Genomic DNA, 16,712 nt, shown 5'->3' on the forward strand with positions numbered 1-16,712 from the left:
CTTTTTTCATAGGCCTGGCATGACCGCGACAAGCAACGACCCCCTTCACGGTGTAACCCTGCAGCACGTCCTCACCACCTTGGTGGAGCACTACGAATGGGAAGGCCTGGCCGAGCGCATTGATGTGCGGTGTTTCAAGAGCGACCCGAGTATCAAGTCGAGCCTGACGTTCCTGCGCAAGACTCCATGGGCGCGGGAGAAAGTCGAAGGGTTGTACGTAAAGCTGATGCGCACCAAACGTCCGCTGGATTGAATCCATGAAGCGGTTTATAGCGGCGACAGCACTGGCCGGTTGGGTGGGGTTGGCGATTCAGCAATACCTGATTTTCTATTCGCGCTGGTCCAGCGGCGCAAGCTTGCTGGGCGGGCTGATCAACTTTTTCAGTTTCTTCACTGTGCTCACCAACACCCTGGCGGTGGTGGTGCTGAGCTATGCCTTGGTCCAACGGGACTCGGCGGCGAAGCGGTTTTTTCTCAGGCCGGCGATCAGCAGCGGTATCACGGTGAGCATTCTGGTAGTGGGCTTGGCCTACAGCCTGTTGCTGCGGCATTTATGGCAGCCCGAAGGCTTTCAGTTGATCGCCGATGAACTGCTGCATGACGTGATGCCGGTGCTGTGTTTGATTTACTGGTGGCGGTGCGTGCCCAAGGGCAGCCTTCGCCTCAAGCACATCGGCGCGTGGATGATTTACCCGCTGGTGTACTTCGCTTATGCGCTGCTGCGCGGGGATTTGCTCGGGCAGTATCAGTACCCGTTCATCGACGTGGCCACCCTTGGTTATCCACAAGTGTTCGTGAATGCCGGGGGGATTTTGGCGGGGTTTGTGCTGATCGCGTTGGCATTGGTGGGGCTGGATAAAGTTATCAAGCCCCGACCTTGATTCACGCTTCTTCACTGCCCTCGGCGCGCCAGTAGCCGACGGCCTTGAGGAACGTTTCATCGACCTTGTGCGTATCCAGCAGCACCCGGCGTACCTGGCGCGACACTTTGGTTTCGGTCGCGACGAAGCTGTACAGCGAGCCGCTCGGCAGCGTCAGGTTCTGCACGGTTTCCAGCAGATCATCCTGGCCGCGAATGACCCAGATCACCTCGACATCGGCCCGGCTGTGCAGGACCTGTTTTTCTGCGGTATTCGCGATCTCGATCACCGCCAGCACCTTTCGCCCGGCCGGCAGTTCTTCCAGGCGACGACCGATGGCCGGCAGCGCGGTTTCGTCGCCGATCAGCAGGTAGCTGTCGAACATATCCGGCACGATCATCGAGCCCCGTGGCCCGCCGATGTACAGGTGCTGACCCACCTTGGCCTGCTCGGCCCAGGTGGAGGCGGGGCCGTCTCCGTGCAGCACGAAGTCGATGTCCAATTCGCCAATGTCCAGGTCAAAACGCCGTGGCGTGTAGTCGCGCATGGCCGGCTGCGGGCCGTCTCCCTTGATGCTGAACGTCGGGCTTTCCAGCGCCGCTTGCTCGGCGGCATTCTGCGGGAACAGCAGCTTGATGTGATCGTCGCTGCCCAGGCTGACAAAGCCCGCCAATTCCGGCCCGCCCAGGGTGATGCGGCGCATGCGCGGGGTGATGTCGACCACGCGCAGTACGTCGAGGCGGCGGCGTTTGATTTCGTGGGTCACGCGGTGGATGGCTTGTGTATTCATTAGGCTTTCCCGTCGGCAATGGCTTGGGCGGTGCCGTTGAGCAGCGCCGCGACACGAACGATTTCTTCCGGGCTCCAATGCCCGTGGTGCGAATGCAAGGCGTGACGCAGGTTGTGCACCGCCTCGTGGATTTCCGGCGGGCGATCCTGGCCGCGCAGCGAGCGCTTGCTCACCTCCATGCGCTGGCGAATGCCGTCGAGGGCCACCGCTTGTTCGCTTAAGAAGAGACGACCGGCGTCGGTGATTGTGTAGCGTTTTTTTCCAGCGTCGGCGTCACCGCTGATCAATTCGCTTTCTTCGAGGAAGGTCAATGTGGGGTAGATCACCCCGGGGCTGGGGCTGTAGGCGCCGTCGAACAGGGCTTCGATCTTGCGGATCAGGTCGTAGCCGTGGCAGGGCTGTTCGGCAATCAGTGCCGGCAGCAGCAGCTTCAAATCACCCGGGGCGAATACCCGTGGGCCGCGGCCGGCACGTTCGCGGCCTGGACGTTTCTCGAAGCCGTCACCGGGTTCACGGTGGGAATGATGGTCTCTCATTGTCATGCTCTCCTTGTGTGGATAAGACATAACGTAAGATATATCTTAATGGATGCATAGCCACAGACGACCAACGGTCAGTGTGGCCTATCGCACATTGCAAGCATTTGGATTGACTTATTAGTGGTGCGCCGATCCAACTAAGATTAGAGTTGGAACTCGTACTTTCAAAGAGGCTTTTATAACTTCTGTTTGTTATGCGTGGTGTTTTTCCTACGGAATATTCACAACAAACGTTGTTGAATAATTCATGTAGTCCATGTCTTACGGAGAAAATTAAAGTTTTGGCAAAGTGCCATATTTTTCTGTATTTGCCCGTATACATTGGCTACGAAGGCATGGGAAGCAGCCTGCATACCTGTTTTTAAAGTTAGTGGATCATTCCTCTCGCGTTGCACTCACTTACGTCTCGCTGCAGCGGACCTCATTGTGTGTTGAATTCAATGTTCAACTTTCAATGGGGCACTAACTTGTCCTCAAAACAGGAACTCATCATGTTCAAGAAGTTTGCAATTGCTGCTCCATTGGCCTTTCTGGCATTGAACGCCTCGACGGCCTTCGCTGCCGGCGAAGCCAACCACACCGTCAACATCAAGGCGAATATCCCTACCACGGTGTTCCACGCGCAGCCACGTGATCCGAACTTCGGCCGCGACGAAACCCTGACCTACAACATCGTCAGCGGTGAGCTGGCGCCGTTGAGCGCTATCTACGACCTGAAGAACACCAGTGGTTCGGTCCACGCCTACATCGAAGGCGGCCCGGCTGTTCTGTTCAACGGCAACGTCGCGCAGAACATCCCGCTGACCACCACCCTGCACGGCGTTGAACTGACCGGCACGCCAAAAGAAGTGGTGAACGAAGCCGACTCCACCCCGGGCGTGGGGGCTGAACTGCGCATCGTGGCAGCTAAGCCTACGGCCACCCAGCGTGGTGCCTACACCTCCGCTGTGGCGCTGGTGTTCGATGCGGTGCCGCCAACGCCAGCACCTTGATGGTGTAGGTGCCCGCCGGGCTTTCTTGCCCGCGGGCATTTGCGTTCGGGCCGGCCGATTTTCCCCCATTGGTCGGCCTGTTTTTTATCAAGTCTCCTGGCCCTCAGAGAGTTCCTTTCATGTTCCCGATGACGCCCATCGCGGTTGCGCTTGCGCTAGTGATTTGTACGAGTGCCTTGGCCGCGCCCACGTCAGGCACCGTCACGCCTGGCAGTTTGTTGACCCAGGCTCAGGGTTTGCCTGCCGGGTTCGGCGACCATTTTTTCGACGTACCGCTGGCGGTACAGGTCGAACTGGATCAGCAACCCCTGGGGGAAGCCTTGATTGTGCTGTCCCAGGACGAACGGGTGACGCTGCTGGAGTTCACCGATACCGGCGACAGCAAAGTCCCCGCCACCACCCGCGACACCTGGCAAGCCTTGCTGGAGAGCGGCGTCGGCCTGGGCGCATGCACCCAGGCGTGCCCGCAGCAACTGGTGTCAGTGCACTACAACCTGGAAAGCTCGCTGCTGTCGATCATCACCCAGAACGTCGAACACACCAGCGACGCACCGCGTTTTCACGCGCAGCCCGAAGGCGGTAGCCGTGGCTTGATCATCAACAACCAGCTCAACCTCAACGGCGGCCAGGAAGAAAACCTGGGCGGACGTTATGGTTTGCAAGCCAGTGCCAGCCTGGGCAATTGGACCCAGGTGTTCAACTTGCAGCTGGCGCGCCAGAGTGGCGACGAAGAACAACTGCGCCATGCAATCCATGAGCTGTATACCCAGCGAGAACTGGAAGGCCAGTTTTTGCGCCTGGGCCATTTCACCCCCAATTCCGACGGCCTGACCCGGCAGTTGCGCAGCTTTGGCGCCAGCCCGGATACCGCGTTAGGCGTCATGTACGGCAGCTCCGACAGCCTGGCGATCAACAATGCCAAGGCCAGCGTTTACCCGATCTACGTCACCGCCAATCGCCAGGCCGCCGTGGAGATTTACCGCAACGGTCTGCTGATCAACACCCAGGCGGTCGCGGCCGGTTTGCAGACCCTGGATACGCGGCCGTTGCCCGGCGGCATCTACGAAGTCGAAGTGCGCCTGGTGGAAGACGGCCTCACCGTCAGCACCTCCCAAGAGCTGGTGTACAAACCCAGCAACTGGCGCAACGTCGATGACCGCTGGCGCTACAACGTGTTTGCCGGGCGCGAAACCAAGCTGTTCAGCAACTGGGATGAACAGTCTTCCGGCTCGATCACCGCGGGTGCCTCGGTCAATTACCTGGTGCATCCCCGGGTGATTCTCGGCCTGTCGGCGCGGGAAGTGCGTGAGCAACTGCAATACGGCGGTTCGGTGGACTGGACGGTGGCCAACAACACCAGCCTCTACACCAACCTCTACCAGACCCGCGAACACGGCACCGGCCTGGACGTTCAGGGCCTCTACACGTTTGGCGCCACCAACCTGGTGCTCAGCCATAACCGCAGTTGGCTCGACACCCGCGACACCTTCGAGACCCTGCCCGACGGCACCCGCCTGCGGCGCAACACCTTTGTTGGCCAGACCAGTAACTCGGCACTCTCAGTGAACCACCGGGTCGACGCGCGCAATTCCTGGAACCTGCGCCTGTCCCACAGCGAGGGCAATGCCGAAGGCGCCGGGCTCGACCTGGGCTGGAGCCGCCGCGACACCTTGTGGGGCAGCGACGCCAACTGGCGTTTCTCGGTGTTCGACCGACCGGGCACGTCCGGCACCAACGACAAGCGCAACCGCGGCGTGGACCTCTCTGTGAGCCTGGCCCTGGGCGGAGATGGCCGGCAGATTTCCGGCAGCATCGGCACCCGCACCGCGCGGGACGGCGGTCGCGACAACAATGCGTCGGTCACCGTTCGCCAGGACCTCACCGACCACCTGCTGCAAAGCGTCTCGGCCACCGCCATCACCGACACCTATGGCGTCGGGTTCTCGGGCATGGCCAGTTTCGACAGTGATGTGGTCAGCGGCGACGGTTTTATCCAGCGCAGCTCGTTCAACGGCGACCTCAGCGGCGGCCTGAACCTGCACAGCACCTTCGTTGCCGGTGGCGACCAGATGCTGATGACCAGCCAGTACCAGAGCAATGGCGCGGGCATGATCGTCGACGTCGAAACCGATCTGGATGAGATCACCCTGCGTGCCGACGACTTCAGCGGCGGCGGCGCGATCCTGCGTCCTGGGCGCAACTTCGTACCGGTGGCGGCCTACAAGAGCAGCACGGTGAACTTCGACTTCGACGGCAACCATCCACCGGCGGCCAATATCCAGCCGGCGCGGACCACCTACCACCTGAACAAGGGCGGGGTGGACTACCGGAAAATCACCGTCATGAAAACCGTGTCGGTACTCGGGCGCCTGCTCGATGCCCAGGGCCAGCCGCTCAGGGGGCATCACGTGATCAACCACGCCAGCCGTGGGGTCAGCGAGGCCGACGGGTTCTTCTCCATGGAAATGAGCGCCAGCTCGCCAACCCTCGAAGTGCGCTACCGCAACCAATTGCTGTGCCAGTTCCGCCTGGACCCGGCCACCTCCGCCAATGAACAGGACGTGTTGATGATCGGTGACCTGCGCTGCACGCCGGACACCCTCGCCGAACACATATCCAGCACCCAGACCGCAGGTTGAGTGCCATGACGAGAACACTCACGATGAAACCCTTCAACACCTTGATCATGGCCATGGGCGCGTCGCTGTTGTTCAGCGCCAGCGCCTCACTGGCGGACGAGAACATCACCGCGCGGTTCCGGCCTGACCCGGCCAACCCGATGAAGAATGACTTTGAAAACACCACGCCGATCAGTTCGATCTGCGCGGCGCATATTCCGACCCAATGCAAGGCGTTGGGGATTTTCAGCCTCAGGGACAACGAGCTCAGGGCGCAATCCAATCAGCCGATCCTGGCCGAACACGAGGATGAGCGCCAAGGTTTCATGGTCAAGGTGCCGTCGGACTGGCGTGACCTGTCAGTGACCCATGCCGCAACAGGGGAAACTGAAATTGTCCAGTTGCGTATCGCCGGCATCGGTGCAAATTGGCGTATACCCAGACCGCCAGGCGTATCGACTTGGGCCAAACCCGGATTCAGTTGGCAAAGTCAGTGGCTGAATCCACCAAGTCCCTGTCGGCGTACCGGCCACCTTGCCGCGGGTGTCAGGGACGCCTCCTATTTTTGGCTGACGCCTGAAGGGGCTGGCCCTTGCGGTCTTAAGCCTTCCCACGATCTGAGCTATATGAACGTGGCCACGATGGAATACGCCTACGAACTCAGGACCCCCAACCCCCTGACCATGTCCGGTGGCCAATACTACGGCAGCATCACCTACACCATGGGACCGGGTGGCGATTACGATTTTGGTGACGTCCTGGTCCTGAATAAAAACGCCATCACGTTCAACTTCACCCTGAGCGTGGAGCACGACCTCAAAGTCGACCTCCCACCCGGCGGCAACCGCATCGAACTGATCCCCGACGGCGGCTGGCAAGCCTGGCTCAACCGTGGACGCTCGCCCACGCGGCTGTACCGCGACCAGACCTTCCGCATCGCCGCCAGTTCGCGTTTCAAGATGCAGTTGGAATGCTCGATCGTCATGGGCAACACCTGCGGCCTGCGCAATGCCAATGGCGATGAGGTGCCGTTGCAGGTCGCCGTGACGCTGCCCAGCGGCATCGATGGGCGCGGTAACCAGGCCGTGCTCAAGCGTCCGTTGCGCCTGGACGGTGAAGGCACCGAACTGTTCCAGCCGCTGTTCTACGTGAACGACCGCCCGGGCACCTTGCACTTCGAGGTGTTGCGCGACGACATGGCCGACATGCTCAACCAGCCGGGCAGTACCTATTCGGGCGTGGCGACCGTGATCTGGGACTCGGAAATTTAGTTCGGCCCCATTCCAACAGCGGGCCAGGCCCGTCGCAGTCAATCAACGAGGCGAAGTAAACGATGAAACAAGCAGTGTTATGGATCGGGTTGTGCCTGATGTCGCTCACCGTCCAGGCCGGGCCGCTGATCAACGTCGGGGTGGTGTACGACTACCTCGAAAGTGATCGCAGTTCCTACCTCAAGCGTGTGTTCAATGGCGGCACCAGCACCGCGTTCATCAAGGTCAACGTGTTGGAAATTGTCTACAACGCAGATGGCACCACCCGCGAAATTCCGGTGCCCTCGATCATCGATGACAAGGGCGTCACGACCAGTCGCGACGGCCTGATGGCCAGCCCGTCGCGACTGATCGTGCCGGTAAACGGCCGACAGGGCACGCGCCTGTTGTACATGGGCCCGCGCGACAAGGAACGCTATTTCCGCCTGCGCTTTATCCCCGTGGTCCCGGAAAAGGACGACAACTTCGGTATCAGCGACGAGGAGCGCGCCGACTACAAGGATCACCTGGCGGCCGGAATCAACGTGATGGCCGGCTACGGCACGGTGTTTTTCGTACGGCCCAAGGATGCGCGGTTCGACACCCGCATCAACGAGAGGCCTGACCAATACCAACTGCGTAACGCGGGCAACAGCACCGTGGTGCTCGACGAGTTCCACGACTGTTCGGTGACCAACCCCACTGACTGCGTGCCCACCACCAAGCACCACATCCTGCCCGAGCGACAACTGACGTTCGAGAAAAAACCGGGCCGGCGCTATAGCTTCGTGCTGGTGGAAGGGCTGGATAAAAAACCGCTGAAGGTCGAGAAGACTAACGGGTGATCATGATGTTCAAGCAGCTGACAAGATTCGGTGTACTGGCGGCCTGCATGCTGGCGGGCGCACCCACCTCGGCGATCCAGGAACGTCACTCGTTCGATGTCTCGGTGACCATCCCGGTAAACGAGGCCTATGTGCTGCCGTCCGAACCTGACTGGATGGGCCAGGACCAACTGCTGGCGTGGAACCTGGTGACCTCGCAACTGAGCCGCCTGCGCAAGAACTTCGACGTCAAGCACCTCAACGGCGGCGTCGCGGCCCGCCTTGGGGCCGAGCCGTACTTGTTTAACGGGCGAAACCGTATCGACCTGCAGGTGCAGTTCAACCAGGTAGCGCTGACCCTCGACCCGGTGGAAGTGGTCGGCGCCGCTGAAGCACGAGTGGGACGCCGGGCCGAGCTGGACATCGCCGCCGTAGAGCCCGAAGGCGGCTATCGCGGCGGCGAGTACTACGGCACGGTGCACCTGGTGTTCGATTTCCTGGCGCCGTGATTGCCTACTCAGTGCTGGCCTTGAGCAAGGCTTCACGGGTCAAACGCCGCGCCAGCTCGTTATAGTCATGCTGGATATGGTCGTAGAAACCCAGCACCGTGCTGTCTGAAAACGCCTCTTCAGTAAGCACCACGCTGTACGGGATCACCAGATCGTCGGCCAGGCGGGTCAACTGCTCGCGCACACTGTCCGTCGGCGTAGCGACCCATTGCTCGTGCAATTCGAGCAGGTCCTGCAGGTGGCTGCCGGCCTCCGTGCGCAGCCTGCGCTGGGCGTTGAAGGCGCCCAGATAGGCCTCGTGCAGATAATCGCTCCAGAACGGCTGCTCCAGCAGGCCATTGATCAGACCATCGCCTTGTTGCAGCTGGCGAATGGCGTGCGCCGCTCGGTCGAGATGGGCCTGAGTGACCTGGGCCGTGTTGCGATACACCATGTGTTCAGACAGCCATGGCAGGTCCAGGCGCGCCTTCAGCCCAGTTTGATAGGCGAGGTACACCTGCACGTCATCCACCTGGCCTTGACCGATGCCCAGTGTTTGTCCCAGGCCGCCTTCGTTGATCGGCAGGGTACGGCGCCGCACTTCTTCGCGGGCCAGACGGTTGACTTGGTCCAGGCGCCAGGCTTGCCGCGCCAGTTTTACCAGGCGGCTTTCGCGCTGGAGCAAAGCCTGTGGGGCGTCGTCCTTGAGGATCTGCTCAAGCAGGGTTTCGACGCCCATGCGATTGAAGATATGCGCGCCGGCATCTGCGCAATTGGGCGGCGTCGCGGCCAGGCTGAAGATGCGTTCACGAAAGCTCGGGTTCTGGTCCACCGTGAACAGCAACTGCCACACCCGGATGGCCAAATCTTCCCGCCCCTGCTGGAACAGTTGCGCGTCGATCTCGGTCTGGAACTCCACGGGTGGACGCAGCAGTTTGAACAGGTCAAACAAGCCCTGGGAGCCATGCTCCTGTTCCACGTCCTCCCAGACTTTGATGGCCTCGTCGCGCGCGTCGCCGCTCAAGCCAATCAGCCAGTATTCACGGTCGGACGGCTTGCTGCGCGGCGTGGTGCGGTAGGGATCGAAACCGAAGGCACGCCGATACGCGACCACGCGATCTTCGTCTGCCGGTTCCAGGCGGCTGCGGTCGAGCCAACTGCTGGCGACGATGCGCGCGCCCACCGAATCTTCGACGAACGGTGGAACGCTGGTGATTCGGGTGTGGGTCAGGTCCAACTCAGGGATGGCCAGCCTTGGACTGTCGAGGCCCGCCGGCCATTGGCTGATGCCGGTCCTGCGCAAGGTCAGTCGCCGCAGTTCGGGCAGCGGGCCGATGTCCGGCGGCACGCTCATCAATGCGTTGCCCTCCAGGTTCAGCGAGCGGAGCAAGGGCAGGTGCTTGAGTGCCTCGTAGTCGTAGCGGCCCCAGCGGATAGGGTTGTCGCGCAGGTTCAGCGCGGTCAGTGCTTTCATGTCGGTCAGTTGGGACGGCACACCGGTCAGTTCATTCTCGGACAGGTCGACGATGCGCGTGGCGGGGAAATTGTCGAGAAAGCCCATTTCCTCGTCCTTCAGACGCGTGCCGCTCAGGTTCAGGCGGGTGACATGGCTGAAGTCCGCCCGCAGCGGCTCCATGTGTTGCACGTAGCGCCCCAGCACCAGATTGCTCAAGTCCAGGAGCGTGCCGCGCGGCTGTGGTTGTGGCGGCAACATGCGCAGGTAGGCGCCGTCTTCCCAGCAGCTTTGCAGCTCTTTGATGATCAGCCCGCGCATGAGCAGCTCGTTTTGCGCGAGCACGCTGCCGACCGCGCCGAGAGGACGCTGTTTGCGGAGGCTGCGCAAGTCTTCGCCCAGCAACCGGTGGTCGGCCTCCAGCGTGCCCAGCAGCGCCTTACCTTGCGCAGTGTCGAGGAACGGCGAGACGCTGGCGATCTCTTCTGCGTTCAGTCGTGGGCACAGCTTGGTCAGGGTCTCTGCGGGCGTCGGTGCCGGGGTGGGTTGCCTGCGAAACAGGCGGCGGAAGGCCTCGAAGCCAGGTTTTTGCAGCCGGCGTTGGGTGCTGCGGTCGTCGGCCAGGCGCCCGGTCGGCGGTTCCAGCAGGGTGCGGCGCACGGCCAATGGTTCAAGTTGCGCCCTGAGCCAGGCCTTGAGGTTTTCACCCTGGCCAGGGCGCAAATCAACAGCCCCGTCAGGAAGCACACGCAATAGCGCTTCGAAAAAACGGTAGTGCGCGGGCGGCGTCGACGCCGGTACCCCGTGGATCCGGTAGCGGCCCTGACCCTGGTAGATCAGGACTTTCTGTGTGGCGGCCGCCGCCGGGCCTACCCGACACCGCAAGGCGCCCTCCGGCGATTGCTCATGGATGGCAATACTCAGGTCCCCCAGAGCATCGGTGTTCAGACGCAGGAGATTGAGGACCATGCGCTCGGTGTCCGGCGTCAGCAGGGCATCGTCATGCAAGCCTTCACTGGCGTGGCTGGCGCGGACTTCGTTGGCCAGTTCCCGGGCGAGGTTTTTCAGGCGCAGAGGGATGCGCTGTTCGCGGCTCATCACGTCCAGTTCCTGGGGCGATGTGCGCAGTAGCAGCGTCGTCACCAGCTCTGCGGGCAACTGCGGGAACTGTTGTTGAATCAGTTGACCGTGAGGGGTGTCGAGCACTTCGCGTGCGCTGTAGAGGTGATTGAACATCGCAACGGTGTGTGGCGTGAGCCGATCGGCCAGTTGGTTGCGCAGCGCCGCGACCCGCGCGGTTTGGGTCTCGGGCAGGGGCGAGGGCAGCAGGGCGTCGAGTTCCTTTTCGTTGAGAAACGCGAGGATTCGCTCCGGCAACGAGCCGGCCTGCACCTGCGCATGGCTGATGTTCAGGGTGTCGGCGGGCAATGCATCGGCGGCGCCATAACGCATGGCGTAGCCGCTCAGGTCCGGTTCGATGAACACGTCGATGGCTTTGTGCGACGGCCAGCCAGGTAACTCAGTGGTGGTTTGCACCGACCAGTTGGTCGGCAGCTCGGCCGGGGCGCCGGTGCGGATGCGCTGGGGTGTCTGTTCGACGTGCCGACGCAGTTGCAGGCGCTTGAGGCTGTCGGCCAGCAGTGGCGGAGGAGGGGAGCGGTCGGCATACATCATGCGCAGGGCGCCGTCGTGAGTTCCGCTGGTGGCGCAGGCTTGTGCCCGTTGCGCGGGAGTGAGGCCTTCCACCAGAAGAGGACCAAGGCGCTCCTGCAGCGCCGCGCTGTCCCAGGTGCGCGGGTCTTCACCTTCATGCAGCCAGGCGCCGTTGTCATTGTGTTCGAGTCGCGGGGAATAGGCCTCTGGGCGGGTCGGGTGCTGGATGCGGTAGGTGTCACTGGCGGCCTCGTGCGCGACCACGTAATGGCGGTCCTTCAGGCGCAGGATGCGTTGGTTCTGATGCTCGTGAAGACCCAGCGCGTCGGGCTGTGCATCGGCCGGCAATTGCAGATCATGCCGGGCATAGGGCGCCAGATCCGGGTTCCACAGGCGTGGTTGCCCGCTGACCTCGACCACCCGCAGATCATCGACGAACAGTGAGCGCCGCAACGCACCGCCCACGGCGGCGCCGGCGGCAAACGTGCCCAGTTGCACCACCTCGCTGGTCACACTAACCACATGTTCGGCGGCTTCGCGATATTGGCCCTCGGCCAGGTCGACGACCCCTTCAATGATCTCGCTGCTCAATTGATAAACGGTGTAGGCCAGCATCAACTCACCGAGAAACGGCACGAACGGCGTGATCACCATCAGGGCGGCGTTGAAGATATCCGTGATCATTTTCGTGGCGTTGTCCCACCAGGCCCAACGCTCGGCGCTGTCGGCATCGGAGGTGGACACCGCCATGCTGCGCCCGTCATTGAGGATTTTATTCAGCGCCTGCTGGTAGCGGTGTTCCCATAGGTCTGCGTCGATCCTGATGGCTGAAAACGGCAGCCGTTGGCCCAGCCCGGCAAAGAAGTGCCCGCGTCGGTTATGCCCGACAAACTCGCTGAAGAACTGCTGGTAGGTTTGCTGGCCGCGTGACGGGATCGCTGCGTTGGCGTGCAGCTTGCGTGTCAGATCCGTCATGAACGCCACGCTGGAGTCGTATTCCTTGACGGGACTTTCGGGGTCATGAGGGATGTAGGCGATCAGTTTCGACACGCTGGACACGCGGTCCAAATCCGCCGCAATCAGCAGTATGCCGGCCAGTGGCGCATCCAGGATGTTCAAACGATAGAACTGCAGCACCCCGCGCTCGCCGCGCAGCGCTTGCAGCAGCACTGCGCACGCCGCGGGCCCCAGGTCCTTTTTCAGCACGGCCAATTGCGCGGCAGCCTTGAGCGCGGCCTTTTGGCTGGCAATGATGCGGGTCTTGAGCGTGGCACGCAGGGCCAGGTCGGTCGGCAACAGATGCTGGTTCAGATGCTGTTGATAGCGGGCGCCGAGGTTCAGTTCGCGGCACAGCGTCTTGAACTGCAGAAGGGGCATTCGCTCGGCCAGTGGCAGGATGTCGAAGTGGCCTCGGGCGTCCGGTTGGGTGATGTAGCAGGAGTCTTTTTCAAAGCTTTCACCGGCGGCGAAGTTATGCAACGCGGCATCCAGCAACGACACCCTGCGGGTGGTCACCCCCTTGGAAATATCCAACGCATACCAGGGCAGTTGCGTGGGGATATACAGGTTGAGATAGGTGGTTTTGACGTTCAGATCCAGGCCGTGTTTTTCGCGGATGGCCTCCTGCAGCAGCGGCTCGGAAAAACCATACAGGTCCTGCACGTCGCGAAGGTGTTGGTCCACGGCGTTTTGTGCGCGCCAGCCCTCGGCATTCGCCAACTGCAGCGTGGTGTGTTGATCGGGTGAGGCGCTGGCGTACCAGTCCGGTCGGGGCAGTCTGGTGCTGTTAAACACGCTGATTCGGGCGGGGACGGCGGTGGTGAGCCAGTCGGGAATTCTCTGCTGGATCAGCGCGTAATGAGGCCCCTTGTAGGGCGTTGCCAGAGGACTGGCAGGAGGGGGGGATTCGGGCATGCGATGGCGCTCGCTAAGGGATTCGAAGCCATTAGCGTATCCACTGAAGACTAGAACAAAAGCTCAAAATCCTGGGCGGTTCGGTGCGTTGAGCACCCGTTATTCGAATGAAAGATGCGCATAACTACCACCCTGTTTCGGCGGTTGGCACAGGGTCTGCGCGTCGGGTTGCAGGTAAGGCGTGAGGATCGGTGCCATACCCTTGAGCACCTGCACCGGCAGCGCCGACGTGAACGTGAATTGCTGCGCCGAACTGCCCGGAACGAATGCGGTGAGGGTGCCGAAGTGGTGCTCGCCGATATAGAACACGAACGTCGCGGTGCGGTTGATGGACTTGGAACTGAGCACACGCCCACCGGCGCCGATGGCTTCGATGCGGTTGTCGCCGGTACCGGTCTTGCCGCCCATGATCAAGGGTGTGCCGTCAGTCAGCTTGAAACTGCCGGCCACGCGTTTGGCGGTGCCGGCGTCCACCACTTGCGACAACGCGCCACGCAGGGCGGTGGCGACTTCGCTGGGCATGACGCGTTTGCCGCGATCGGGGTTGTTGACCAGGCGGGTTTCATAGGGGGTGTCGGCGGCAAAATGCAGGCTGTCGATGCGCAGGGTCGGTTCGCGTACGCCGTCATTGAGGATGATCCCCACCAATTCCGCCAGCGCAGCGGGGCGGTCGCCGGAGCTGCCGATGGCCGTGGCCAGCGATGGCACCAGATGGTCGAAGGGGTAGCCGACTGCCTGCCAGCGCTGGTGAATATCCAGAAACGCTTCGATTTCCAGCATGGTGCGGATGCGACTGTCACGGGCGCTCTTGTGGCGGCTCTTGAACAGCCAGCCATAGACTTCCTGGCGCTCATGCTCACTGGCGGCGACGGCCTGGGTGAAGGTGGCGTCGGGGTGTTCCAGCAAGTAGCCGAGCAGCCACAATTCCAGCGGATGGACCTTGGCGATGTAGCCTTGGTCCGGCAGGTCGTAGGCGCCCGGGCCGTAGGCCTGATAGAGCTTGGTCAGGCGCTCGTCGCTGAGTTTTTCCGGTTCCTTGCTCTTGAGGTGAGCGCGCACGAACCCGTTGAAACTCTGCTGGCTGGCCTGGGGCAGCAGGTAGCGGTGCACGGCGGCCAGGCGTATGGCGGTGGGGTGCATGCTGTCGAGGAAGGTGTCGAGCCGCGCCTGGGTGTCCTTGTTGCGGTAGCGTTTCCAGAAACGCAGCAGAAAGGTGGTGCCCTCACGGTCGGCGAACTGGGCCAGGTATTCCTGGCGGCGCGGGTCGCTGTCGTCCTTGAGCAACTCGGCGCTGTTGTTGGGGCCGTGGTAGGTGCTGTAACGCACTAGGTCGCGCATCAGGCGAATGAACGGCAGGTTGATCGACTCGCGCAGGGCATCGCGCAGGCTCGGGCTGCGACCATTGTCTTCGTTGCGAAAATTGTGGAAGCGGTGCAGACCTCCACCGGTGAAAAAGCTCTCGCCAGGGCTGGCGGAATACTGCCGGTCGAGGGCTGCGTCGAGCATCTTCGGCAGGCTGCGGTCGGTGCTTTGCGCCAGGTAGTCCACGGCCCAGCGCGACAGGCGATCCTGCTCGTCGACGCTGACTTTTTTCAGTGCGGCGGCGGGCTGTGCGCCATAGCGATCATGCAGTTCGCTGATGATCTGCAAGTAGGTGGTCAGTACCCGTAGCTTGGCGGTGGAGCCCAATTCCAGCTTGCTGCTCTCGTTGATGTCGAAGGGTTGGTCGGTGTTGTCGGTCTGCACACGCACCCGTGCGCCGTCGGCGGTCATCTCGTAGAGGGTGAAGCTGTAGCGCACTTGCGCGGTGCTGGCCGGCGTCAGCAGCCGTGGCCCGAGCAGGCCCAGTTGCGCGGCGAAGGCAGGGTCAGCGAGCTGCTTGAGGTAGGCGGTGGCCTGGGTTTGCAGGTCGTTCTGCAAGGTGCTGGTGGCGGCCAGATCGAGGCGGTCGAGGTCGTACAGCGATCGGTTGAGCAGCGCGGCCAGGCGACTGCGCGCCACACTGATGCCCTTGTTGGTCTCGATCGGTTGCAAGGTCGGTTGCTGCTGCCAGTCGCGGTACGTCACCTGACTCGCCAGCGCGGCATCGGCCAGGGCCGGTTCGATGACGCCGTTCTGTTTGAGCAGACGCAGGTGGCTGTCGGTCAGGTCCGCAAGTTCCGGGCGGCCTTTGGACAAGTAATGGGACGGCCGGCGCTGGGCAATCATCAGCGACAATACTTCGCGCAGGGCCACACCTTTTTGCTCGAGGCTGCCAGTGCCGGCGTCGGCCAGCAGCGCATTGGTGCGCTTGAAGTCGGCGCCGTACCACACCCGCAGACCTTCGGCCATGCCGTGCACTTCACCATGGCCAGGCACGGCGGACAGCGGCACGCTGTTGAGGTAATCGCGCACGATGTTCTGGCGCGCGAGCAAGGTCTGCGGGCCGTCCTGGTAGGCGCGCACGCTGGCAGAAAACATCTGGCGCAGCTTCTCGCTACCGGACAGGGTCAGGCCGTCGGGGGAGTGGCGGTATTTTTCCAGTTGGGTGGCGAGGGTGCTGCCGCCGGCGCTTTGCCCGGGCAGGTGCAGCACGCGGGCGACTTGCGACCACGCGGCCTTGGCGAAGCGCGGCCAATCCACCGCCGGGTTGGCCTGGGGCTGTGCGGGGTCCAGCAGGTCACGGTTTTCGATGAACAGCAGGCTGCTGACCACCACCGGCGGGATCGCGGTGAAATCCGGGTAAAACTGCTGGGGGTAGCTGAACTGGTACAGCGGCGTGGCGCGGCAGTCGTTGATCGACAGGCCGGCCTGGATTTTTTCGGCGTAGGGCACAAACAGCCCGTGGGCGGTGTAGTCCATCAAGGCGTCGGAAAACTGCGCCTGGCTCTGGATCAGGAAATTGCGCTTGAGCAGGCGTGGCAGGAATTCATCGATGGCGCTGTAGCCCAGGCGTTTGTCGAAGGGCCCTTCACCGGGGTAAACGATGCGGTCGCTGGCGCCGGGCTCCACTGTGTAGCTGAGGGTCGTGGCCAGACGGCTCAGTTCGCGGGACTGCCAGTCGGCGCTGCGCATTTCGCGCTGGGCGACATACGCTGCGGCGATCAGCGCGATCACCAGTAGCAGCCACACCATTCGCCACCTGTACAACCGCTTGCGGGGGCGTCGTGGCAATGGCTGTTCATCCTCGCTGTCGGCAGGCGCCGCAGCTTTGGTTGAATCGGTTTGCCATAAAGCGCCCATAGTCGATTGATCCCATCCCGGCAGATTGATCGGACTTGTCTCAAGCGTAGACGCTGATTGGCTTGCGTGAGGAATTTGTCGACCGGGCCGGGCATGGGCAAAGCCCGAT

The 16,712-nt window shown here is 62.1% G+C and carries 11 protein-coding genes; 7 read left to right on the plus strand and 4 right to left on the minus strand.

The features are described from left to right. The first annotated feature begins 19 nt into the window (after positions 1–19). Positions 20–253: a VF530 family DNA-binding protein gene (locus tag CKW32_RS02090; RefSeq protein ID WP_016977534.1), complete on the plus strand. Its 234-nt coding sequence runs from the start codon at positions 20–22 to the stop codon at positions 251–253. 4 nt (positions 254–257) lie between these two features. Beyond that, positions 258–881, plus strand: coding sequence for a Pr6Pr family membrane protein (locus CKW32_RS02095; RefSeq protein ID WP_095183925.1), 624 nt, complete (start codon positions 258–260; stop codon positions 879–881). A gap of 1 nt (position 882) precedes the next feature. On the opposite strand, the gene CKW32_RS02100 is transcribed toward CKW32_RS02095, so the two are convergent. Together CKW32_RS02100 and CKW32_RS02105 are read right to left on the minus strand one after the other, a co-directional pair. Further along, on the minus strand, positions 883–1,650 hold the full coding sequence (locus CKW32_RS02100; RefSeq protein ID WP_095183926.1) for a siderophore-interacting protein: 768 nt from the start codon (positions 1,648–1,650) through the stop codon (positions 883–885). Then, positions 1,650–2,186: a PadR family transcriptional regulator gene (locus CKW32_RS02105; protein ID WP_095183927.1), complete on the minus strand. Its 537-nt coding sequence runs from the start codon at positions 2,184–2,186 to the stop codon at positions 1,650–1,652. Before CKW32_RS02105 ends, CKW32_RS02100 begins: the two co-directional genes overlap by 1 nt. A 494-nt stretch (positions 2,187–2,680) precedes the next feature. On the opposite strand from CKW32_RS02105, the gene CKW32_RS02110 reads away from it, so the two are divergent. The 5 genes from CKW32_RS02110 to CKW32_RS02130 all read left to right on the plus strand — a co-directional run bounded on the left by CKW32_RS02110 (position 2,681) and on the right by CKW32_RS02130 (position 8,382). Then, entirely contained in the window at positions 2,681–3,181 is a 501-nt protein-coding gene (locus CKW32_RS02110) for a CS1 type fimbrial major subunit (RefSeq protein ID WP_032891862.1), read from the plus strand. A gap of 119 nt (positions 3,182–3,300) precedes the next feature. Further along, on the plus strand, positions 3,301–5,820 hold the full coding sequence (locus tag CKW32_RS02115; protein ID WP_095183928.1) for a CS1-pili formation C-terminal domain-containing protein: 2,520 nt from the start codon (positions 3,301–3,303) through the stop codon (positions 5,818–5,820). 5 nt (positions 5,821–5,825) lie between these two features. After that, positions 5,826–7,070: a hypothetical protein gene (locus CKW32_RS02120; protein ID WP_256585207.1), complete on the plus strand. Its 1,245-nt coding sequence runs from the start codon at positions 5,826–5,828 to the stop codon at positions 7,068–7,070. A gap of 62 nt (positions 7,071–7,132) precedes the next feature. Beyond that, positions 7,133–7,894 carry a pilus assembly protein gene (locus CKW32_RS02125; protein WP_032891860.1) on the plus strand — a complete coding sequence of 254 codons (762 nt, stop codon included), beginning with the start codon at positions 7,133–7,135 and terminating at the stop codon, positions 7,892–7,894. Between the two features lie 5 nt (positions 7,895–7,899). Further along, positions 7,900–8,382 (plus strand): CS1 type fimbrial major subunit, encoded by a 483-nt coding sequence (locus CKW32_RS02130; RefSeq protein WP_032891885.1) that lies wholly within the window; start codon positions 7,900–7,902, stop codon positions 8,380–8,382. A 4-nt stretch (positions 8,383–8,386) separates the two neighbouring features. On the opposite strand, the gene CKW32_RS02135 is transcribed toward CKW32_RS02130, so the two are convergent. Then, complete coding sequence (locus tag CKW32_RS02135; protein ID WP_095183930.1) at positions 8,387–13,381, minus strand: NEL-type E3 ubiquitin ligase domain-containing protein; 4,995 nt, start codon at positions 13,379–13,381, stop codon at positions 8,387–8,389. A 99-nt stretch (positions 13,382–13,480) separates the two neighbouring features. After that, on the minus strand, positions 13,481–16,603 hold the full coding sequence (locus tag CKW32_RS02140; RefSeq protein ID WP_095183931.1) for a transglycosylase domain-containing protein: 3,123 nt from the start codon (positions 16,601–16,603) through the stop codon (positions 13,481–13,483). Between the last annotated feature and the right edge of the window lie 109 nt (positions 16,604–16,712).

It is taken from the genome of Pseudomonas sp. Irchel 3H9, assembly GCF_900187495.1.
GTDB lineage: Bacteria > Pseudomonadota > Gammaproteobacteria > Pseudomonadales > Pseudomonadaceae > Aquipseudomonas > Aquipseudomonas sivasensis.